This is a genomic window from Actinospongiicola halichondriae, from assembly GCF_049103745.1.
In the GTDB taxonomy this organism is placed as follows: domain Bacteria; phylum Actinomycetota; class Acidimicrobiia; order Acidimicrobiales; family Salinilacustritrichaceae; genus Salinilacustrithrix; species Salinilacustrithrix halichondriae.
Genome location: NZ_CP171622.1, coordinates 3,148,906 through 3,170,503 on the forward strand (window position 1 = coordinate 3,148,906; position 21,598 = coordinate 3,170,503).

Sequence of the window (21,598 nt, forward strand, 5' to 3'; positions counted from 1 at the left end):
CCAGGCCATGGAACGCAAGGGAGACTTGGATTTCTTGCCGCTCGCGGTCAGGCCGCACCTTCGAGGTCCAGATGCGCCGACTCGGCGCCCACCTCGTCGGGCGGTGACTCTCAGGAGACCCGGCGACCGCCCGATGACCGCATCGCACGCTTGTGCTCGACGAAGTCCACGAGCACGTAGTCGCCCAGCGTCTCCGGTGTGGTGAAGAACGCCCGACCGCCGTTCATCTTCGTGATGCGCTCGATGAAGTGCTTGAGGTAGCTCGTGGCGTCGAGCATGAAGGTGTTGATGCGGATGTTGTCCTTGGTGCAGCGGATGACCTCGCGCACCGTGGCGTCGATGGTCTCCTGCACCGGTGGGTAGTTGAAGTACGGCTGGCTCATGCCCGGTTCGTAGTGCGCCGTCGGCTCGCCGTCGGTGATCATGATGATCTGCTTCGTGCCCGACTGCTTGGCCAGCAGCTGCCGGGCCAACTGGAAGCCGTGCTGCATGTTGGTGCCGTAGTCGTAGTCCCAGCTCACCTCGGGGAGCTGTTCCGGTGTGAGGACGTGGGCGACCTTCGAGAAGCCGACGAGACCCAGGTAGTCCTGGGGGAACTGGCCGGAGATGAGCGCATGGAGCGCCATCGCGACCTTCTTGGCCGGCAGGAAGTTCTCGCGCATCGGCATCGACAACGAGAGGTCGAGCATCAGCACCGTGGACGACCGGACCACCGTCTCGGTCCGCTCCACCTCGAAGTCGTCCGGTGTCAGCCGGACCGGCGTCCCTCCCCCGTTGCGCCGCACCGCGTTGCGGACGGTCTTCTCGATGTGGAGGTTGAACGGGTCGCCCCACTCGTAGGGCTTGGTGTCGTAGGTCCGCTCGTGGCCGATGCCGGTCGACGACATGTCGTGACGGCCGAGCTTGTCCTTGGCGAGCTTGGAGAACAGGTCGTCGAGCGCGTTGTTGCCGATCTTGCGGAGCCCACGCGGCGTGAGCTCGAGCCGACCTTCCTTGTTCTGGATCAGTCCGGCGTCCTCGAGCTGTTTGGCGAGCTTCGACATCTGCTCGAGCGACCGAGCGGCGTCGTCGCCCAGCAGGTCGCGGGCCCGGTCCAGGTCGGCCTCGGCCAGCGCGCCGGGCTGCGTGGCGTTCTGGAGCAGGTTCTCGAGCTGGTCGAGGTCGCCCAGCTCGGCCATCATCTGCGCGGCCTCGGCGAACCCCATTGGATTGTCGCCGTCGAAGTCGTACTGCTTGCCCCAGTCGAGCTGCGGGAACATCTGTTGGAGGTTCTCGCCCAGCTGGCTCGAGAGGAATGCCAGGTCCATGTCCTCGAGCAGCTGCTGCGCCAGGCCCTGGAGCTGCGCTCGCTGCTCCGGGCTCATGGAGTTGAGCATCGCCTGCATGTTGGCCATGCGTTCGGCCATCGCCCGCAGGAGTTCCTCGACGTCGGCGGGGTCCTCGGGGAAGAAGTCGCCGTACTCGGCCATGAACTGCTCGAAGTCCTCGGGCGTGTCCTCGCCGCGCTGGTGCTTCTCGAGGAGTTCGTTGAGCGCAGCCATCATGTCCTTGGTGCGCTGCATCGCCTCGGGGTCGGGGTTCGACATGGCCCCGGCCATCTGGTCGAAGTACTGCTGGGCGAGCTGCTCGCGCAGCTGCTCCATCAGTTCGTCGAAGCGTTCCTGTGCCTCGGCCGAGGTGAAGTCGTAGTTGCTCAGGCTCTGGACCTGGCCGGCGAGGTCGGACGGGAGCATGTCGAGATGCATGTGCTTCTCGGTGTTGGTCGACTCGGCCAACTCCTGTCGACGCTCGTCGCCTGACGACCGAGCTTCCTCGAGCCGCTCGTCGAGCGCTCGGCGCTCCTGGTCGACGACCTCTCGCAGCGCATCGGCGATCTCGTCGTACACGCCGCCGAGGTTCGAGTTCTCCAGCCGCTCCTGCCGGGCGTCGCGCAGCCGTTGCATGAGCTCGCGCATCCCCTCGACCCGGTTGCCCTCGTCGTCCTCGAAGCCCTGCTGCATCAGCCGCCGGAGCGCCGCGTTGAGGTCACCGTGATAGAGCAGGTCGTCGGTGATCTCCCCGAAGATCGAGTCGGCGTCGAGGTCGAAACCGACCTGTGTGCCGTCCCACCGCGAGTACCGGAAGTTGGGACGAGTCATCGGACGTCACGGTAGCGGCCCCTGTCCGAGCCCGGACGCGGGACTGCGCCCGGCGGGCGGACCGGGCGCAGTCGAGATGGCAGGCGGTGTCGGAGGCGCTACACCTCGCGGGTGCGACGCTCCTCGACGACCCGGGTCTCGCCGCGAGGCGCGGTGGCCCGGTCGATCCAGAGGAGGGAGACGAGGACGCCGAGGACACCGGCGACCATGAGGATGACGCCGACGGTCGAGATGTCGAGGCCGTTGACGTCGGCGTCGACCGCGAAGGTCAGGATTGCGCCGAGTGCGATGAGGAAGATTGATGAGCCGGTGGCCATGGTGATCACTCCTTGTGCCCGTTGTCGGAGGACCCGGGCGTCGTGGACGTTGTCGACCTCTCTTCCCTGACACCCCCTGTGTCAGAACCCACGAGCCAGAACCACGGCCGCCGTGCATGAACCCGGGGCGAGCGGGGAAGGGATGCGTCTCCGGCACACCCCGCCCGGAGCACCCCCACGAGAGGATCCCCATGAGCGAAGACAGCATCAACAAGGACGAGATCAAGGGCCGAGCCAAGGAAGCGGCCGGTGTGGTCACCGGCAACGACGACCTCGAGAACGAGGGCAAGCTCGACCAGGTGGTCGGCGACGTCAAGGACGCCGTCGACGGAGTCGCCGACAAGGTCAAGGGGCTCCTCAAGCGCGACAAGTGAGATTCCTGGAATTTTGACTAGCGTCTGCGCTGGCTGCGATGGCAGCCAGCGCTTTCGCGCGTCGCACGAGTCCCCGCCACACTCCCCGCCACACCACCCCGGCCCCTGTCAGAGGAACCGATGACCGACGTGACCCCCAGTCCCGAAGACCGCCTCGCCGTCAGCATCGACGAGGGACCCCCGGCGACGTTCGTCCTCGCCGGCGACCTCGATCCCCACACGTCGCCGATGCTGCAGACGAAGATCGACGAGACCCTGGCCGACGGCGCCGACACCGCCGTGCTCGACGTCGCCGGGGTCGGCTTCACCGACTCGGCCGGTCTGCGGGTCATCGCCGACACCCATCGCCGCCTCAGCGAGGCCGGTGGCGCGCTCGTGATCCGTCGCCCGTCAGCAGCGCTCGAGAAACTCCTCGCCGTGACCGGGCTCGCCGATCACGTGACGGTCGAGCCCCGCTGATCGCCCGCGATCGCCATCCTGCACCGGACACAGAGCCGTTGGCCCTGGACTTCGACGTCGACCTCGTCCACGAGCGCCGAGACGACGAGCAGGCCTCGGCCGCCCGCACGCAGGGGATCGTCGAGATCCCAGCCGCCTTTTGGCTCGCGGTGACCGTCGACGTCGACCGCGTTGGCCACGGCCAGTTCGACCTCTCGGGTGTCGAACGATGCCTCGACCGTCGGCGGGTCGGCGTCCGCCGCCGACTCCCGCACGGCATTCGCGGCCAACTCGCTGATCACGACGAGGAGATCATCGATCTTCTCGTCGTCGACGCCGAGCTTTTCCAGCCACTGGCCGAACTCCGAGCGCAGCACCGCGAGGTCTGCGAGACCGTCGATCGGCCGAGCCGAGAAGCGGTCAGGAGTGAGCGGCATGGTCATCATCAACGATCACACGACCCCGTACCCACAGTGTCGACCCCGTAGAACGGATCCAATGCACCAGTTGCCCTCTCGCTCCTCCGTCGTGGTCTCGGTACCCGCGACGTCTGCCCATCTGCGACATCTTCGCGTCCTGGCGGCCACGGTCGCGGCCGACGCAGGATTCGGCATCGATGCCATCGAGTCCATGCGCGTCGCCATCGACGAGCTCTGCGCGCTGGCCATGGCCGATGCGACGGACGACGCCGTGCTGACCCTGACGATCCAACCCGATGTCGACGGCATCACCATGGAGGGCAGCTGCGGACCCGTGACCGACGATCCCGTCGTCGATCCCATCGCTGCGCAGCTGCTTGCGGCCGGGTCGGCGTCCCATTCGCTGTCGCGCGACGGCGACGACTGCCACTTCGAACTGCGGATCGACCGTCCGACCTCGGCGAACGACGACGACGTCGATGGCCGGTGAACCACGTCGGCGATCTTCGGCGACCTTCGAGGAGTATCGGCGCACCGGTTCACGCCGGACCCGCAATGCGCTCGTCGAAGCCAACCTGGAGCTCGTCGACTACTACGTGACCCGGTTCGGGCGCGGCCAACTCGACGAGGACGACGTCCGCCAACAGGCGTTCATGGCCCTGATCAAGGCGGTCGAACGGTTCGATCCCGACGTCGGCGTCACCTTCAAGACCTTCGCCAACCGGACGATCGAAGGCGAGCTGAAGCGCCTCTTGCGCGACAAGAGCTGGTCGGTCCGTCCACCGCGCAGCCTGCAGGAACTCGCCGTGCGTACCCGGCGCCTCGAACCCGAACTGACCCAGGAACTCGGCCGGACGCCGCTGGTCGAGGAACTCGCCGAGCGCATGGACGAATCGGTCGATCGGGTGCTGGAGGCGTTGTCGACCGGCGGGGCGTTCCGCGCCGACAGTCTCGACATGCCCGTGGGCGACGGTGGCCTCACGAAGGGATCGACGCTCAGCGGCGATCACGGTGACATGGCCGATGTCGAACGTCAGATCGACGTCGAACGGCTCCTCGACGGCCTCGACGAGCGGGACCGGGACATCGTGCGTCTCCGGTTCGTCGAACGTCGCTCACAGCAGGAGATCGCCGACGAACTCGGCGTCTCGCAGTCGTACCTGTCCCGTCTTCTCCGACAGACCCTCGAGCAACTACGCGAGGACCTGGAGACCCAGGACTGAACGTGTCGGCCCGGATCCTCGCTGGACCCGGGCCGGCATCGAACACTCAGATCAGGTGGTCGCTGCCACCTTCTCCTTGAACTTCGAGCCCACCTTGACCTTGGCGACATTGGCCGCCTTGATCTGCAGCGGCTCGCCCGTCTGCGGGTTCTTGCCGGTTCGAGCGGCACGATGGCCCCGCTCGAACGTGAGGAAGCCGGGGAGCGACACCTTGTCGCCACCAGCAACCGCATCCGTGATCGTTGCCTCGAAGGCGTCGAGCACCGCACCGACGGCGGCCTTCGACTCACCGCTTGCTTCTGCGATTGCCCCGACCAGATCGGACTTGTTCATGGGAATCCCCTTTCAATTCGACGGTCCCACTAGCTGCACAACAGCGTGATGCAATTCCCGGCCGAATGGGTGGATACCCCAGAGATTTCCTACCCGCGGGCTCGATAGCTCGCGCGGGCTCCGACATGATCCTTGTTGAGGCGCTTGCCCAGATGGAGCCCTTCGAGCAGGAACTCGACCGCCGCAGCGATCGCTCCGGACGACTCGTCGCCCGCAGTGAGCGACGCGACCGGGCCGCGCAGGCCTGGCAACTCGTCGACCAGCGCAGCCAGATCGGCGGACGTGACGTCCTCACCGGTGTCGACGATGCGTCCGCCCTCGAACGCCTCGAGGACGTCGCGGAGCACCGCCGGATCGGTGCGCTCGCGGAAGACGCTCAGCACGGAGGCCATCACCAGGTGGCCGGCGATTGCTTCGTCCCGGCCGTCGTCGAGCGACTCGATCTCGATCTTGCCCATCGTCGATGCGGCCAGGGCGTCGAGGTCGGAGACGCGCGGGACCACGACCTCTTCTCCGTGGCGCAGCGCACGGCGGGCGGCGTTGGCGACCAACACCTCGTGGTTCGAGACCGTGAGGCGGACCGAGACGCCGGAGCGCTGGTTGACGTGCGGCGACTCCCGAGCGAGGTGCGACAGCGTGGTCACGATCTGGCTCATGTACTCGGGCATGCGCACCTGCACACCGTCGGCGTCGAGCGGCGTGACCTCTTGGGCGGCGATCGCCATCTCGGTCTCGATCTCGAGCGGGTAGTGCGTGCGGATCTGGCTGCCGAAGCGATCCTTCAACGGCGTGATGATCCGGCCTCGGTTCGTGTAGTCCTCGGGGTTGGCCGACGCGAGCAACATGACGTCGATCGGGAGGCGGACCTTGTAGCCGCGGATCTGCACGTCGCGCTCCTCGAGCACGTTGAGCAGGCCGACCTGGATGCGCTCGGACAGATCCGGGAGTTCGTTGATGGCGAAGATCCCGCGGTTGGTGCGGGGCACGAGGCCGTAGTGGAGCGTGAGCTCGTCGGACAGATAGCGACCCTCGGCGACCTTGATGGGGTCGACCTCGCCGACGAGGTCGGCGATCGCCGTGTCGGGCGTCGCGAGCTTCTCGCCGAATCGGGAGTCGCGGTGGACCCAGTCGATCTCGGTCTCGTCGCCGTCGGCCTCGACGAGGTCCTTCGCATACCGGGAGACGGGGGCATAGGGGTCGTCGTTGATCTCCGATCCCTTGACGATCGGCATCCACTCGTCGAGGAGACCGGTGAGGGACCGGATCATGCGGGTCTTGGCCTGGCCACGCTCGCCCAGGAAGATCACGTCGTGACCGGCCAACAGCGCGTTCTCGAGTTGCGGCATGACCGTTTCCTCGTAGCCCATCACCCCGGCGAAAAGCGGTTCACCGGCGCGGATCTTCGCGACCGCATTGCGACGTACCTCCTCCTTCACGGGCCGGGACACCCATCCCGACTCACGAAGTGCGCCGATCGTGGCGATGCTCGGTGCGTCCGTCGTTGCTGGTGAGGTCTCGTCTGCCGCGCTCATGGGTGCAACCTATCGGCACGCCTCGCGACCTTCTCCTGCACACTCCGACGCCGGGGACGGGCACACTCGCGGTCGTGAGAAGACGCTGGGTGCTCGTCCTCGGATCGCTGCTGCTGGCGGCTGCGTGCACGCCGAGCGCGACCAGTTCCGACGACGGCACCGTCGACCCGACAGCGGCGACGCCGTCGACCGCTGCCGGTGGCGACCCGGCACTCGGCGATCTCACGCATGTGGTGGGCACCGTCACCACCGGCGACCTCGTCGGAGCGCTCGACGGCACGGCCGCGCTGCCGATCGTGTTGACCGTCGCCGAACGGGGCGGGGGCAACGGGGCGATCATCACCGGTGTCGACGCTGCCGATGGCGACACCGTCGTCTGGGACGGCGGGCGCCCGATCACACTGGACGGCGACGGCACCATCGCCGTCCAACCCGGCGGGTTCCGGGTGGGCGACGGCGGGTTCTTCGCCGACCTGAGCGGTGCAGCACATCCGCTCTCGCCCGGCCGGTACACGGTCGCCGGGCCCGTCGCCGTCGGCGCGGGTGGCGGCCTCGCCGCACCGAGCACCCAGACAGGGTTCTCGGCGACCGAAGGGGCCGTGTTGTCGGGAACCGGCCGGGTCGAGGGACGCCTCCCACCCGGCACCTGGTTGCTCCTCGGTCCCGGTCGTGTCTCGCTGACCGGCGATCTCCGCGTCCAGACCAGCGAGGGGTCGGACGCGGCCACCACCGTCACCATGGAGCAGGGATCCTTCGAGGTGACCTTCACCGTCGCCGACGACGGCACCGTCACCGTCGACGCCCTGCTCGACGGCGACGTCGGCGGCGGATGAGCGACGGCACGTCGGCCGGTAGGTTGCGCCGATCATGGGGATGAGCCAGCGCCCGATCTCGGACCAGTGGGTCGCCATCCCGGCCGACGACGACCTCCGGCGGACGTTCGCCGAGACCGACCTCGACGAATCGGCCTGGGAACCGATCGACGTCCCGGGGCACTGGCGCTCGAACCCGGCGTTCGCCGACCACGACGGCCCGGTGCTGCACCGGACGCGGTTCTCGCAGGAGGCGGGCCCTCCCGACCGCCGCTGGTGGGTGCGGTTCGACGGCCTCTTCTACCAGGGCGACATCTGGCTCGACGGCGCCTACCTGGGCGACACCGAGGGCTACTTCCTCCCCCACACCTTCGAGGTGACCGACCAGGTCCGCGATCGCTCCGAGCACGTGCTCGCGGTCGAGGCGGCCTGCGCACCCCAGACCGATCGCGCCAACAAGCGCAACATCACCGGCGTGTTCCAACACTGGGACGCCATCGATCCCGCGTGGAACCCCGGTGGCATCTGGCGACCCGTCCACCTCGAACACACGGGCCCGGTGCGCATCGCACGACTCACCACGCGGTGCGTCGAGGCCGACGACGAGCGAGCCGTGCTCGCGTTCGTCGCCGAACTCGACGCGGCCGAGGGGGTCGACGCGCACGTCCGGACGACGGTGGGCTCGATCGACCACGGCCTCGACCACACGCTCGCGACCGGCGCCAACACCGTGGAGTGGAGCGTCACCGTCGACCGGCCACGCCTGTGGTGGCCGCACGCGCTGGGTGACGCGTCGCTCGAGAACGTGGTCGTCGAGGTCCGACTCCGCGACGCCGCCGGTTCGTCGGTCTCCGACTCGCGGCGGTTCCGGACCGGTCTGCGCCACATCGAGATGAAGAAGTGGACGATGAGCGTCAACGGGGAGCGCCTGTTCCTCAAGGGCACGAACATGGGTCCGACCCGGATGGCGCTCGCCGAGGCAACGGCTGCCGAGTGCCGCCAGGACATCGACCTGGCGAAGGACGCCGGCCTCGACCTCGTTCGCATCCACGGCCACGTCGCACGCCCCGAGACCTACGACGCCGCCGACGAGGCCGGCATGTTGGTGTGGCAGGACTTCCCGCTGCAGTGGGGCTACGCCCGCTCGATCAAGAAGGAGGCCATCCGCCAGTCGAGCGGGATGGTCTCGATGCTGGGGCACCACCCCTCGATCGCCGTCTGGTGCGCACACAACGAACCGATGCGACTCGACCTCGACGCCGACGCGTTCGCCGATCCGAGGAAGACCGCGCAGATGGGCGTCAAGGCGCTGGCGTCGATGCAGTTGCCCACCTGGAACAAGTCGGTGCTCGACCGGGCCGTGAAGCGGTCGATCGACCGCACCGACGGCACACGCCCCACGATCGCCCACTCCGGCGTGATGCCACATCTCCCCCGACTCCAGGGGACCGACAGCCACCTCTACTTCGGGTGGTACTTCGGCAACGAACGCGACTTCCCCGCCTTCGCCCGTGCGGTCCCCAGCCAGGTCCGCTTCCCGACCGAGTTCGGGGCCCAGTCGATCCCCGACAGCGACGACTTCGTCGATCCGTCGGCGTGGCCGGACCTCGACTGGGAGCGCCTCACGACCACGCACAACCTCCAGCAGTCGATCCTCGACAAGTTCGTGCCACGCGACGGGCACACCTACGAGTCGTGGAAGCGGGCCACGCAGGAGTACCAGGCGACGGTGATCCGCCATCACGTCGAGACGCTCCGGCGCCTGAAGTACCGGCCGACCGGCGGGTTCGCCCAGTTCTCGTTCGCCGACTCGCATCCCGCCATCACCTGGTCCGTGCTCGACCACCGGCGGATGCCCAAGCTCGCCTACGACGCCCTCGCCGCGGCGTGCCGACCGGTCATCGTCGTGGCCGACCGCCTCCCGGCCACCGTCGATCCCGGCGATGCGCTCGCGCTCGACGTGCACGTCGTGTCGGACCGTCGCGTCGACCTCTCGGGTCGCATCGACGCCCGTCTGGACTGGTCGGGTGGCGGCCACCGGTGGTCGTTCGAGGGCCACGTCCCCGCCGACGAATGCGTCCGCGTCGGAACGGTCCAGTTCGAGGTGCCCTACGCCCCGGGCGACCTCACCCTCACGCTCAGCGGCCGCGTCGGTGACCACGACGTCACCAACGACGACGCCACCACCATCACCTCGAACTCGACGTCGTAGACGTCGGGGGCCGACGCCCTGAGCGTCGAGTTCGAGGGGGATGCGGGACGCCGCGGAGCGCGACGGCCGAGTGAGTTCGGCACCCGCGGGATCGCGGGGTACGTTCACGGCATGCAAACCATGGACAACGCGGCTGCTGGCGGGCAGGTCGCGCCAGTGCATCCGACGCGCCGCCCGGCGCCGTGGCCGATCGAGTTCTATCGATCCGCCGTGGGCAAGAAGTGGGTCATGGCGCTGACCGGGATCATGCTGATGGGCTTCGTCGCCTATCACATGATCGGAAACCTGCACCTCTACGAAGGTGCCGAGGAGATGAACCACTACGGCGAGTTCCTCCGCGAGATCGCCGTGCCGATCCTCCCTCGTACCGTCTTCTTGTGGATCGCCCGCAGTGGCCTGATCGTGGCCTTCGTGCTCCACATCCACTCGGCGTACAGCCTCACCCGGATGAACCGGCGAGCGCAGGCCGGTGGCTACACCACCAGCCGTGACTACATCGCGGCCAGCGCCGCCAGCCGCTCGATGCGCTGGACCGGCGTCATCATCCTCCTCTACCTGGGCTTCCACCTGGCCGACCTGACCTGGGGCTTCGTGAACCCGGACTTCGTCCGCGGCGACGTCTACCGCAACATGCAGGCGAGCCTCTCCAACGCCCCCGTGGCGGCGATCTACATCATCGCCAACGTGGCGCTGGGCATCCATCTGTGGCACGGCGCCTGGAGCATGTTCCAGAGCCTCGGCCTCAACAACCCCAAGTACAACGACTGGCGACGCAACTTCGCGATGGGCTTCGCCGTCCTCGTCACCCTCGGCAACCTGAGCTTCCCGCTCACGGTCGTGTCCGGCGTCGCCGAGGACGAGGCCTGTTTCGAGCAGGGCGACCGTGTCGTCACCTGCGAGGCGGTGTTCGCCGATGCACTCCGCAACGGCACCTTCACCGTCGAGGAGTACGACGACCTGTCCGAAGAGGAACGCAACACCATCCTCGAGGTGTACAAGTCGGACGAAGCGCGTCGCGAGCTGCAGGAGGCAGGCGAATGATCGGCAACCTCGACAACGCGGTTCCCGCCGGAGACATCGGCGACAAGTGGACTCAGCACAAGTTCGACATGAAGCTGGTGGCGCCCAACAACCGCCGCAAGTTCGACGTCATCGTCGTCGGCTCCGGCCTCGCCGGCGCCTCGGCCGCCGCCACGCTCGGTGAGCAGGGCTACAACGTCAAGGTCATCACGTACCACGACTCGCCCCGCCGAGCGCACAGCATCGCGGCCCAGGGCGGCATCAACGCCGCCAAGAACTACAAGAACGACGGCGACTCGGTCTACCGCCTCTTCTACGACACGGTGAAGGGCGGCGACTACCGCTCACGCGAGGCCAACGTGCACCGCCTGGCCGAGGTCTCGGTCGACATCATCGACCAGTGCGTCGCCCAGGGCGTCCCGTTCGCCCGCGAGTACGGCGGCATGCTCGACAACCGCTCCTTCGGTGGCGCGCAGGTGTCCCGCACCTTCTACGCCCGAGGCCAGACCGGCCAGCAGCTCCTCCTCGGCGCCTACCAGGCGATGATGAAGGAGGTGGCCGCCGGCACCGTCGAGCTGGTCACCAAGACCGAGATGCTCGACCTGGTCGTGAAGGACGGTGTCGCGTGCGGCGTCGTCACCCGCGACCTGCGGACCGGCGCCGTCGAGCGTCACTCGGCTCACGCCGTGCTCCTCACCACCGGCGGCTACGGCAACGTCTTCTACCTGTCGACGAACGCCATGCACTCCAACGCCACTGCGGCGTGGCGTGCCCATCGGCGTGGCGCGCTGTTCGCCAACCCGTGCTTCACCCAGATCCACCCGACCTGCATCCCGCCGGCCGAGGACTTCCAGTCGAAGCTCACCCTCATGTCGGAGTCACTGCGCAACGACGGCCGGGTCTGGGTCCCCAAGGACCCCGACGAGACCCGTCCCGCAGCCCAGATCCCCGAAGAGGACCGCGACTACTACCTCGAGCGGAAGTACCCGAGCTTCGGCAACCTGGTCCCCCGCGACGTCGCGTCGCGCAACGCCAAGACCGTGGTCGACGAAGGCCGCGGTGTCGGACCGCTGAAGAACGGCGTGTACCTCGACTTCAGCCAGGCCATCGAGCGGCTGGGCAAGGACGCCATCGCCGAGCGTTACGGGAACCTGTTCGACATGTACGAGCGGATCACCGACGAGAACCCGTACGAGACGCCGATGCGCATCTACCCCGCCGTGCACTACACGATGGGCGGGCTGTGGGTGGACTACCACCTCCAGTCGAACGTGCCCGGCCTGTTCGTGCTCGGTGAGGCCAACTTCTCCGACCACGGCGCCAACCGCCTCGGCGCCTCGGCGCTGATGCAGGGTCTCGCCGACGGCTATTTCGTCATCAGCTACACGATGGCGAACTACCTCGCCGGCATCCTCGGCCAGCCCGCGGTGTCGACCGACGACTCGGCGTTCACGACGACCGAAGCCGACGTGAAGAACCGGATCAACCAGTTCCTCACCATCGGCGGCACCCGCTCCCCCGACCACTTCCACAAGGAACTGGGCAAGATCATGTGGGAGCACTGCGGCATGGCCCGCAACGAGGCCGGCCTCACCAAGGCCCTCTCGGAGATCCCCGCACTGCGCGAGGAGTTCTACAAGGACCTCCGGGTGCTCGGCTCCGGCGACAGCATCAACCAGAGCCTCGAGAAGGCCGGCCGTATCGCCGACTTCCTCGAACTCGGCGAGCTCATGTGCCGCGACGCGTTGGAACGCAACGAGTCCTGTGGTGGCCACTTCCGCGAGGAGAGCCAGACCGAGGAAGGCGAGGCGCTCCGTCGCGACGACGAGTTCAGCCACGCCGCAGCCTGGGAGTGGACGGGCGACCCGTCGAGCCCGCAGCTGCACAAGGAAGAGCTGGTGTTCGACAACGTGGCGCTGACCCAGCGCAGCTACAAGTAGAGGATCCGGACGATGAAGCTCAAGCTCAACATCTGGCGCCAAGCCGACCGTGACGCCGACGGCGCCATGCAGACCTACGACCTCGACGACGTCTCCCCGGAGATGTCGTTCCTCGAGATGCTCGACGTCCTCAACGAACGGCTGATCGCCGAGGGCTCCGAGCCGGTCGAGTTCGAACACGACTGCCGCGAGGGCATCTGTGGTTCGTGTGGCGTGATGATCAACGGCCAGGCACACGGTCCGCAGAAGGGCACGGCGACGTGCCAGCTCCACATGCGCAAGTTCTCCGACGGCGACACCATCAACATCGAGCCGTGGCGCGCCGCGGCCTTCCCGGTGCTGAAGGACCTCGTCGTCGACCGCTCGCCGTTCGACCGCATCGTCGAGAGCGGTGGCTACATCACCGCTCCCACCGGTGCGGGCCCCGACGCCAACCTGATCCCGGTCCCGAAGGACGCTGCCGACGCGGCGTTCGACGCGGCCGCCTGCATCGGCTGCGGCGCCTGCGTGGCAGCGTGCCCCAACTCGGCGGCACAGCTGTTCACCTCGGCCAAGATCGAGCATCTCAACCTGCTCCCGCAGGGCCAGGCCGAACGGCACCAGCGTGTGCTCGGGATGGTCGGGACCATGGAGCAGTACTTCGGTTCGTGCACCAACCACGGTGAGTGCACCGAGGCGTGCCCCAAGGAGATCCCGCTCGACTACATCGCGTTCATGAACCGCGACTACGTCAAGGCGCAGCTCAAGAACCGCAAGCTGCTCGGCCAGCGGTAGACCCGTGCGGTGGCTGCCGCGCCTACCTGCCAGGCACCTGCCGCCGCCACCCCCGCCCGCGCGCGCCCTGCGCAACGGCATCATCGCCGGAGGAATCGCCGCCGGCGCGGTCAGCTCCGTCAGCGCCATCGCCTACCTGCAGGCGCGGTTGGCGGTCTCCAACGAGCCCTACGTCACCACGCCGCTCGACGGCCACGTCGATGGCGAGAACGGCGTGCTATGTCGGATCGTGTGGCTGGGTGACAGCCTCGCCGCCGGGATGGGCGCCATCTCCCCCGAGCTGTCGATCCCCAGACTGGTCGCCACCGGCCGCAACCAGGACACCCGGCTCCACGTGTTCGCCGTTCCGGGCGCCACCAGCGAGGACGTGATCCGAACCCAACTCCCGGCGCTGCACCAACTCCGCCACGGACTGGGACAGATCGGCCAGCGCATCGACGCCATCGGCATCACCGTCGGCGCCAACGACATCTCGTCCTTCACCCCCCGCCACCGGTTCCGCGCCAACGTCCGCAAGATCGTGCTCGCCGCCGACGGCGCTCCGGTGGTGTTGGTGTCGATCCCCCAACTCAGCGACGCCATACGCCTGCCGCGGCCGCTCCGGACGATCGCGTCGGTCCGCGCCCTGTGGCTCGACCTCGTCCTACGGAAGTTCGGCCGCGAGCGCGACGACGTGCACTACGCGTCGGTCCGCCGCCGCCCGGACTGGATCCGGCGGCGCGACCTGCGGAACTTCCTCGCCGCCGACCGGTTCCACCCCTCCGGCGCCGGGTACGCGCTGTGGGCAGACCACATCATCGAGGCGTTCGACACGGCGCTGGCCCCCGCCGCCACGACGACCATCTGAGATCGACGTCATCCGGACAAACGGTCTGATCCGGAGAGTTGGTGCAGCGCGGACCTGGCGGTCGCGCCGCCAGCTCCGACCATCGATCCACAGAGGAACAACACCATGAAGCGTCTCTCCACCCGTCTCGCCACCGCAGGCATCGCCGCCGGCCTCGTCATCGGCGGAGCGTCGATCGCGTCGGCCGGCCACCTCAACCCGCTGCTCGAGGCAGACCTCTCGGGCCGCAACGAGGTGGCGAGCAACGCCAAGTCGAACAAGATCGTCGGCGACCCGAACGGGCGCGGCGAGGGCTACGTGTTCGGCATCGACAACGACGACCTCGGCGCTGACGGCACCGTCGACAACACCGACACCCTCTGCTACATCGTCATCGTCGACGGGATCAGCGAGCTCGGGTCGAACCCGGGCAACGGCCGCGCCGCGCACATCCACCGTGGCGCCAAGGGCGAGAACGGGCCGGTCGTGGCGAACCTCGCGTTCCCCACCGACGGCCAGGCCGCGGACTGCCTCTCCGAGAACGAGGTCGGCAAGTTCACCGCCGACGCCGGTCCCGGGATCGTCCAGGACATCCTCGCCAACCCCGAGGGCTACTACTTCAACGTCCACAACAACGAGTACCCGGGCGGCGCCGTTCGAGGCCAGCTCGAGGAGCAGGGTCACCACCACGACCACTGACCCGTCGCGGGAACCGCACCACGCCGCCGCATCCACGAACGGGTGCGGCGGCGTCTCGCGTCAGCGCACCGCGTCAGGACACCGGGTCGACGCGCACGATGGTGCTCGTCGGCCACAGCGAGCGATGACGCATCATGCGCACCCGATCCCACACCGACAATCCGTGGGGAGCCGATCGGACGCCGGGCACGGGCACCATGGGGACCACGTTCCACCTCCAGCCGTAGCGACGGTGGAGCGCGGCGTTGGCGGCTTCGGCGGCGACGCCGTCGAGTTCGACCGCCCGACCACGGACCACGGGCGTGCCCTCGGGGACGCGGCCCTTCCAGTCATACCGACGGATCTCCACCCGTGCGTCGGCGCGCATCCGCCGAGCCTTCATCGAGTCGGTCGGCGTGCGGAGCACCAACGAACCATCCGTCGGGCCATCCGTCGGACCATCCGTCGGGGCGAACCACATCGGCGTGTCGACCGGTGAGCCGTCGCGCCGGAAGGTGCGCAACGACAGGTAGTCGCTGCCGGCGAGCGAGGCGATCGTGGCGGTGGGGAGATCGGATTCCGTTTCCATGCCCCCATCCAAGAACTTCGACCTGACTCCAAGTCAAGGACTAATCTCGGCCCGATGTCCGGCCGGCCCGACGCCCTGCTCACCATCGGCGCGCTCGCCGAACGGTCCGGGGTGCCCGCGACCACGTTGCGCTACTACGACAAGATCGGTCTTCTCCCGCCCACCGCGCTCCAGGGCGGCCAGCGTCGCTACGACGAACGGGCGGAGGCGAAGTTGACCGTCATCGCCACCTGCCGGGCGGCCGGCTTCACGCTCGAGGAGATCGGGCTCCTCTACGACGATCGGTCGCCGGGGCGAGAGCCGTCCAAGGCGATGGCGCGACACAAGGTCGCCGACATCGACCGCCAGATCGACCAGTTGCATCGCGCCCGAGCGATCATCGAGTGGGGTCTGCGTTGTACGTGTCCCGCCCTCGACGACTGCACGTGCGGCGTCCACCCGGACGAGCCGTAGGCTCCGCCGCATGGGACGGAAGCACGAACCGGCGGACGACGGCGCGATCATCTCCGCACGAGGTCTCGTTCGTCGTTTCGGTGACGTCGTCGCCGTCGACGGCGTCGACCTGGCGGTCCAGCAGGGCGAGGTGTTCGGCTTCCTCGGCCCCAACGGCGCCGGGAAGTCGACCACCGTCCGGATGCTGACCACGCTGCTCCAGCCTTCCGACGGGACCGCCAGCGTCGCAGGCTTCGACGTGGTCCGGGAGGCCGGCGAGGTGCGCAAGCGGATCGGCGTCGCGCTCCAGGACGCAGCGATCGACCCGCTGATGACCGGCACCGAACTCGTCCACCTCCAAGCGGTCCTGTTCGGCATCCCCGGGTCCATCGCCGAGCGCCGCGGAGGCGAACTCCTCGAACGGGTCGGCCTCACCGCAGCCGCCGACCGACGCGTTGGCACGTACTCCGGCGGCATGCGACGACGGCTCGATCTCGCGCTGTCGCTGGTGCACGAGCCCGAGGTCCTCTTCCTCGACGAGCCGACCACCGGACTCGACCCCATGAGCCGCATGGCGTTGTGGGAGGAGGTCCGGTACCTCAACCGTGAGCGCGGCACGACCGTCCTGTTGACCACGCAATACCTCGAGGAAGCCGACCAACTCGCCGGCCGGGTCGCGATCATCGATCACGGTCGGATCGTCAAGAAGGGCGCACCTCGGGCATTGAAGGACGAGGTCGGGTCACCGACGCTGATGGTGGCCGTCGACTCGGATCAACGCGTCGCCGCCGAGGTCCTCGCCCGCTTCGGGAGCGAGCGCACGGTCGAGCCGGGCATGCTCGGCATCGGGCTCGACGGCGGGGCGCAGGATCTCACGAGGGTCGTGCGAGCGCTCGACGAGGCCGGCATCTCGGTCGTTCACATGGAGCTCAACGCCCCGACCCTCGACGACGTCTTCGCCGAGGCGACCGGCCGCAGGCTCGAGGGCGCAGACAATGGCGACGCCGAGAACGCGGGCGCCGACACGGGCGGCGAGTCGGGTGACGGTGACGCCGCCGAGCCGACACCGTCAGCCTCGGCCGCCACCGCCACGCCCACGCCACGCCGACGGCGGTCGACGCCCCTGCGCGCCTCGTGACCACTCGCACGGCACCGGCGGCCGAGAACCGGCCACACGCGATCCGCCAGTCGCTGCAGCTCTCGCGCCGCGCCGTCTTCTCGATGCTGCGCCAACCCCAGGTCCTGGTGCCGTCGCTGTTCTTCCCGCTGTTCTTCTGCGCGCTCAACGCCGCGGCCTTCGACCGGATCACCAGCGCCCAGCCGGCCTTCGCCGCCCAGTTCGACTCGTTCCTCGATTTCCTCCTTCCCGCCACCGTCCTCCAGGGAGTGCTCTTCGGGTCGACGCAGGCCGGGACCGAGATGGCCAACGACATCGAGATCGGGTTCTTCGACCGTCTGCTGGCCTCGCCGGTGTCGCGGACGTCGATCCTCGTGGGCCGGCTCGCCGGCGGCGCCCTCCTCGGCGCAGCGCAGGCGGTGTTCTTCACCGTCATCCTCACCCTCTTCGGCGCGAACGTGAAGGGCGGGATCGCCGCGATCGCTGTCCTGGTCGTCGTGTCGTCGCTCCTCGCCATGGGCATCGGCGGATTCGGTGTGACGCTCGGGATCCGGACGGGCTCGGCCGAAGCGGTGCAGGGCTCGTTCCCGCTCATCTTCGTGCTGATGTTCACATCGTCGGCGTTCTTCCCCCGCGACCTGATGTCGGGCTGGTACCGCTCGGTCGCCACCTACAACCCGATCTCGTGGATCCTCGACGCGCTGCGCGACCTGCAGACGCTCGGCTGGTCGACCGAGCGAGCCGCCGTGGCCATCGGCACGGCCACGGCGTTGGCCGCGCTGTCGATCGTGATCGCGCAGCGGGCACTGCGCCATCGGCTGAGGACCACGACATGACGACCGTCGAACCCACCACGCGAGTCGATCTCGGCCAGGCGCGCACGGGTTCGTGGGCGATCGTCAAGATGATGGTCGTGCGCAACCTGCGCGGCATCCGACGTCAGCCAGCGACGTTCATCCCGACGCTGGTCATGCCCATCTTCTTCGTCATCACGTTCTCCGGCGCCTTCGGCTTCGCCGGGGCCGTGTTCGGCAACGGCAACGCGCTGTCTTGGTACGCCCCGATGGCGATCATCCAGGGCGCGGCCTTCGCCGGGGTGACCATCGGGTTCTCGGCCGCCCGCGACTTCGAGACCGGCTTCTTCGACCGGTTCCTCCTCGCCCCGATGAGCAGGCTGACACTGCTCGGCGGCGCCCTCGTCGCCGCACTGCTCCGGTCCGCGTTCACGACGACGGCTGTGCTCGCCGTGGCGGCGATCGGCGGCGTGGCCATACCGGGCGGGCTGCTCGGCCTGATGGCGCTGTACCTGTCCTCACTCGGCGTGTCGGTCGTGGCCGCGCTGTGGGGACTCGGCCTCGTCTACCGGGTGCAGAGCACCAATGTGGGTCCGGTCATCCAGGTCGGCATCTTCGTCACCATCTTCCTGTCGACCGCGCAGGTCCCCATCGCGGCGATGAGCGGCTGGCTGGCGTCCGTCGCCCGGGTCAACCCGATGACCAACATCTTGCGCATGGCACGAGCAGGATTCGTCCCCGACCAGATCGCTCCGCCCGCAGGGTTCGGTGTCGGTTGGGCCGAGATGTGGCCCGGACTCGTGGCCCTCGCCGGGATGACCGTCGTGCTCGGAGCGTTCGCACTGCGCGGCATGCGCCGCCTGTCGCCCTGACTCAGGGACGTTCCGCGACCAACTCGTCCCGGAGATCGCGCTTGAGGATCTTCCCGCTCGCGTTCCGCGGCAGCTGCGCCGTGGGGAAGGTCACGAGCGTCGGGATCTTGAACCCCGCGAGGTGCTCGGCGAGGAACGCACGGAGTCCGTCGGCATCGAGGTCGGCACCGTCGCGGAGATGGATCGCGGCGGCGACCTCCTCGCCCAGACGGTCGTGGGGCACGCCGAACACCGCGGCCTCGTACACCGCGGGGTGTTCGTAGATCACGGCCTCGACCTCGGCGCAGTAGATGTTCTCGCCACCCCGGAGGATCATGTCCTTGGCTCGGTCCTCGACGTAGACGAAGCCCTCGTCGTCGATCCGACCGAGGTCGCCCGACCGGAGCCAACCGTCGACGATGGTCTCCGCCGTGGCATCCGGCCGGTTCCAATAGCCACGGATGAGGTGCGGACCCTTGAAGCAGATCTCGCCCAACTGCCCCGGTCCGAGTGTGGCGCCGTCGGCGTCGATCACCTTGATCTCGAGGATCGGCGTCCCTCGCCCGGTCGACCGCGGATGGCTGACGTAGTCGTCGCCGGTGTTCTGCGGCCCGTAGGCATTGGTCTCGGTCATGCCGTACCCGATCGAAGGCCGCCCCTTGGCGAACGCCGACTCGACCCGCTTGACCAACTCGGGCGGCGCAGGAGCACCGCCACCACCGACGCTGCGCAGCGACGACGTGTCGCGGCGCTCGAAGTCGGGTGACTCGAGCAGATCCCACGACATCGTGGGCACACCGACGAGGTTCGTGACCCGTTCCCGCTCGATCAGCTCGAGCGCTCGCTCCGGATCCCACTTGTACATGATCACGAGCTTCACCCCACCGGCGAACGTGCTCATCATCACGGGGACGCAGCCGGTCACGTGGAACAGCGGTACGACGAGGATGAAACACAGCGGCTCGTCGGGCTCGGCGGCCGAGCGCTCGGGGGCCACGGACCGCAGCTTCTCGACCGCTCCCCGACAGGCGAACCCGAACAGGGCCTGCACGATCGAGCGGTGGGTCGACACGGCGCCCTTGGGTCGGCCGGTCGTCCCCGACGTGTAGAGGATCGTCGCATCGTCTTCGGGAGCAACGTCGACGTCGGGCATCGGACGGGTGCGATCGACGACGTCGTCGAAGTGCTGCGCTCCCGCCGGCAGCGTCGCACCCTCGGCTCGGACCACCAGCGCGTGCATCCCGGTGTCGGCCATCGTCGCCGCCGCTCGACCCACCCGCTCGAGGTCGGCGAGCAACACCGTGGTCCCCGAGTCGCGCAGTGCGAAGTCCATCTCATCCTCGGTCCACCACGAGTTGAGCGAGACCGAGATCGCACCGATGCTCGTGATGGCCGCGATCCCGCAGATCCACTCCGGGTAGTTGCGCATGCCGATGGCCACCCGGTCGCCCTTGGCGACCCCGAGGTCGTGGACCAACGCGTGTGCGAGGCCGTCGACGCACGCCATGACGTCGCCGAAGGACCAGCGCTCGTCCTCGTAGACCAGGTACGTCTCGTCGGGCCGTTGCCGCGCCGACGCCCACCACTGGCGGAGTGTTGCCGGAGCATTGGCGAACGCCGTCACCGGACGACCGTCGACCTCGATCGTCGTCGTCTCGAAGCGCTGGCCCGGCGCGGTGACGGCAGCGGTGGCCTCGTCGAAGGTGAGCGGTGCGGCAGGTGTGTCAGAGGTCACGGCCGCCGACACTGCCCGATCCTGACCGGGCGGTCAAGGCGGAGCCACACCATGTTGGGGGCGACGACGAGACCGCCAGTACCGTCGTGCCGTGACCGATCCCGCCAAGGCGCCCAGCCGCCTCGCTCCACTCCAAGTCGTCCGAGGTTTCTGCATGGGTGCGGCCGACGTCGTCCCCGGCGTGTCCGGTGGGACGGTGGCCCTCGTCTTCGGGATCTACACCACCCTCGTCGAGCAGATCCGCCAGGGTGCGCGTGCGCTCGGCCAACTCGCACGCCTCCGCCCCTCGGCCTTCGTGGCCGAGCTCAAGCGGGTCGACTGGTGGTTCCTCGTGCCGCTGTTGGCCGGGATCGGCCTCGCGCTCGTGAGCCTCGCCGGCGTCATCAGCCACTTCCTCGAGGAGGAGCCGATCCGCACCGCCGGCGTGTTCTTCGGACTGGTGGTCGGTTCCCTGGTCACCACCGTCTCGCTGGTCAAGAAGTGGGACGCCAAGCACCTCGGCGTGGCTGCCGTCGTCGCGGTCGTGGCCTTCGTCGGACTCGGGCTGGGCTCGGGCCAGGTCGCCGACCCCAACCTGGGCTTCGTCTTCGTCGGCGGCATGATCGCGATCTGCGCCATGATCCTCCCCGGCATCTCCGGGTCGTTCCTGCTCCTGATGCTCGGCCTCTACCACGCCGTCCTCGACGCCGTGCACGACCGTGACCTGCTGTTCGTGGGCGTCTTCGGTCTCGGAGCGGTCCTCGGGCTGGCCGGGTTCTCGTCGTTCCTGTCGTGGGCCCTCGACCGGTGGGAACAGCTCATGCTCGCAGGCCTCATCGGCCTCATGGCGGGTTCGCTGCGCGTGCTGTGGCCGTGGCCGAACGGTACGGGCAGCGAGGAGAGCACCAACGGCGCCGAGATGGCCCTGCCGGCGGGAGACGTGGTGTGGCCGATCGTGCTGGCCGTCGTCGCCGCGGTGGCCATCATCGTCGTCGCCCGCCTCGCCGGCGTGCGCGACGAGACCCAAGAACCCGTCGCCGCCTGACTCCCGAGCGCCTGATCCCG

At 68.4% G+C, this 21,598-nt stretch carries 23 protein-coding genes; 16 read left to right on the forward strand and 7 right to left on the reverse strand.

From position 1 onward, the window contains the following. Positions 1-110: 110 nt before the first annotated feature. Complete coding sequence (locus tag AB8619_RS15500) at positions 111-2,138, reverse strand: VWA domain-containing protein (protein ID WP_436793537.1); 2,028 nt, start codon at positions 2,136-2,138, stop codon at positions 111-113. Between the two features lie 98 nt (positions 2,139-2,236). Further along, positions 2,237-2,455: a DUF6458 family protein gene (locus AB8619_RS15505; RefSeq protein WP_436793538.1), complete on the reverse strand. Its 219-nt coding sequence runs from the start codon at positions 2,453-2,455 to the stop codon at positions 2,237-2,239. Positions 2,456-2,646: 191 nt separating this feature from the next. Between AB8619_RS15505 and AB8619_RS15510 the strand changes: the two genes are divergently transcribed. Together AB8619_RS15510 and AB8619_RS15515 are read left to right on the forward strand one after the other, a co-directional pair. Beyond that, positions 2,647-2,829, forward strand: a complete 183-nt coding sequence (locus tag AB8619_RS15510; protein WP_436793539.1) for a CsbD family protein — start codon at positions 2,647-2,649, stop codon at positions 2,827-2,829. Between the two features lie 120 nt (positions 2,830-2,949). After that, positions 2,950-3,288, forward strand: coding sequence for an STAS domain-containing protein (locus AB8619_RS15515; RefSeq protein WP_436793540.1), 339 nt, complete (start codon positions 2,950-2,952; stop codon positions 3,286-3,288). Here the strand turns inward: AB8619_RS15515 and AB8619_RS15520 are convergent. Next, entirely contained in the window at positions 3,264-3,704 is a 441-nt protein-coding gene (locus AB8619_RS15520; RefSeq protein WP_436793541.1) for an ATP-binding protein, read from the reverse strand. The two genes, AB8619_RS15515 and AB8619_RS15520, sit on opposite strands and share 25 nt — an antisense overlap. On the opposite strand from AB8619_RS15520, the gene AB8619_RS15525 reads away from it, so the two are divergent. Both AB8619_RS15525 and AB8619_RS15530 read left to right on the forward strand, forming a co-directional pair. Next, positions 3,703-4,176 carry a hypothetical protein gene (locus AB8619_RS15525; protein WP_436793542.1) on the forward strand — a complete coding sequence of 158 codons (474 nt, stop codon included), beginning with the start codon at positions 3,703-3,705 and terminating at the stop codon, positions 4,174-4,176. The two genes, AB8619_RS15520 and AB8619_RS15525, sit on opposite strands and share 2 nt — an antisense overlap. Continuing rightward, positions 4,166-4,909: a sigma-70 family RNA polymerase sigma factor gene (locus AB8619_RS15530; protein ID WP_436793543.1), complete on the forward strand. Its 744-nt coding sequence runs from the start codon at positions 4,166-4,168 to the stop codon at positions 4,907-4,909. The genes AB8619_RS15525 and AB8619_RS15530 overlap by 11 nt, the downstream gene beginning before the upstream one ends. Before the next feature lie 51 nt (positions 4,910-4,960). Here AB8619_RS15530 and AB8619_RS15535 read toward each other — a convergent pair whose 3' ends face one another. Further along, positions 4,961-5,242, reverse strand: a complete 282-nt coding sequence (locus AB8619_RS15535; protein WP_436793544.1) for an HU family DNA-binding protein — start codon at positions 5,240-5,242, stop codon at positions 4,961-4,963. Between the two features lie 89 nt (positions 5,243-5,331). Beyond that, on the reverse strand, positions 5,332-6,774 hold the full coding sequence (locus AB8619_RS15540; protein WP_436793545.1) for a sigma 54-interacting transcriptional regulator: 1,443 nt from the start codon (positions 6,772-6,774) through the stop codon (positions 5,332-5,334). A gap of 74 nt (positions 6,775-6,848) precedes the next feature. Here AB8619_RS15540 and AB8619_RS15545 point away from each other — a divergent pair, with 74 nt between their 5' ends. The 7 genes from AB8619_RS15545 (at position 6,849) to AB8619_RS15575 (ending at position 15,057) form a co-directional block, all read left to right on the forward strand. Further along, entirely contained in the window at positions 6,849-7,607 is a 759-nt protein-coding gene (locus AB8619_RS15545; RefSeq protein WP_436793546.1) for a hypothetical protein, read from the forward strand. Positions 7,608-7,647: 40 nt separating this feature from the next. Continuing rightward, positions 7,648-9,798, forward strand: a complete 2,151-nt coding sequence (locus tag AB8619_RS15550) for a glycoside hydrolase family 2 protein (protein WP_436793547.1) — start codon at positions 7,648-7,650, stop codon at positions 9,796-9,798. Positions 9,799-9,909: 111 nt separating this feature from the next. Beyond that, entirely contained in the window at positions 9,910-10,839 is a 930-nt protein-coding gene (locus AB8619_RS15555; protein ID WP_436793548.1) for a succinate dehydrogenase cytochrome b subunit, read from the forward strand. Beyond that, positions 10,836-12,758, forward strand: coding sequence for a fumarate reductase/succinate dehydrogenase flavoprotein subunit (locus AB8619_RS15560; protein WP_436793549.1), 1,923 nt, complete (start codon positions 10,836-10,838; stop codon positions 12,756-12,758). Before AB8619_RS15555 ends, AB8619_RS15560 begins: the two co-directional genes overlap by 4 nt. A 12-nt stretch (positions 12,759-12,770) precedes the next feature. Next, positions 12,771-13,532, forward strand: coding sequence for a succinate dehydrogenase/fumarate reductase iron-sulfur subunit (locus tag AB8619_RS15565; RefSeq protein ID WP_436793550.1), 762 nt, complete (start codon positions 12,771-12,773; stop codon positions 13,530-13,532). A gap of 4 nt (positions 13,533-13,536) precedes the next feature. Further along, complete coding sequence (locus tag AB8619_RS15570) at positions 13,537-14,379, forward strand: SGNH/GDSL hydrolase family protein (protein ID WP_436793551.1); 843 nt, start codon at positions 13,537-13,539, stop codon at positions 14,377-14,379. Positions 14,380-14,484: 105 nt separating this feature from the next. Beyond that, positions 14,485-15,057: a CHRD domain-containing protein gene (locus tag AB8619_RS15575; protein ID WP_436793552.1), complete on the forward strand. Its 573-nt coding sequence runs from the start codon at positions 14,485-14,487 to the stop codon at positions 15,055-15,057. Between the two features lie 73 nt (positions 15,058-15,130). Here AB8619_RS15575 and AB8619_RS15580 read toward each other — a convergent pair whose 3' ends face one another. After that, positions 15,131-15,625 (reverse strand): PPOX class F420-dependent oxidoreductase, encoded by a 495-nt coding sequence (locus AB8619_RS15580; RefSeq protein WP_436793553.1) that lies wholly within the window; start codon positions 15,623-15,625, stop codon positions 15,131-15,133. Positions 15,626-15,700: 75 nt separating this feature from the next. Here AB8619_RS15580 and AB8619_RS15585 point away from each other — a divergent pair, with 75 nt between their 5' ends. The 4 genes from AB8619_RS15585 to AB8619_RS15600 are packed head-to-tail and all read left to right on the forward strand — an operon-like array spanning position 15,701 to position 18,840. Next, positions 15,701-16,078, forward strand: coding sequence for a MerR family transcriptional regulator (locus tag AB8619_RS15585; protein ID WP_436796394.1), 378 nt, complete (start codon positions 15,701-15,703; stop codon positions 16,076-16,078). A 10-nt stretch (positions 16,079-16,088) separates the two neighbouring features. After that, positions 16,089-17,195: an ATP-binding cassette domain-containing protein gene (locus AB8619_RS15590; protein WP_436793554.1), complete on the forward strand. Its 1,107-nt coding sequence runs from the start codon at positions 16,089-16,091 to the stop codon at positions 17,193-17,195. Next, a complete protein-coding gene (locus tag AB8619_RS15595; RefSeq protein ID WP_436793555.1) occupies positions 17,192-18,010 on the forward strand; it encodes an ABC transporter permease in 819 nt (272 codons plus the stop codon). Before AB8619_RS15590 ends, AB8619_RS15595 begins: the two co-directional genes overlap by 4 nt. Next, a complete protein-coding gene (locus AB8619_RS15600) occupies positions 18,007-18,840 on the forward strand; it encodes an ABC transporter permease (protein WP_436793556.1) in 834 nt (277 codons plus the stop codon). Before AB8619_RS15595 ends, AB8619_RS15600 begins: the two co-directional genes overlap by 4 nt. Before the next feature lies 1 nt (position 18,841). Here the strand turns inward: AB8619_RS15600 and AB8619_RS15605 are convergent, their stop codons facing one another. After that, positions 18,842-20,554, reverse strand: a complete 1,713-nt coding sequence (locus tag AB8619_RS15605; protein WP_436793557.1) for a class I adenylate-forming enzyme family protein — start codon at positions 20,552-20,554, stop codon at positions 18,842-18,844. A 91-nt stretch (positions 20,555-20,645) separates the two neighbouring features. Between AB8619_RS15605 and AB8619_RS15610 the strand changes: the two genes are divergently transcribed. Further along, positions 20,646-21,578: a DUF368 domain-containing protein gene (locus AB8619_RS15610; RefSeq protein WP_436793558.1), complete on the forward strand. Its 933-nt coding sequence runs from the start codon at positions 20,646-20,648 to the stop codon at positions 21,576-21,578. Positions 21,579-21,598 lie beyond the last annotated feature (20 nt).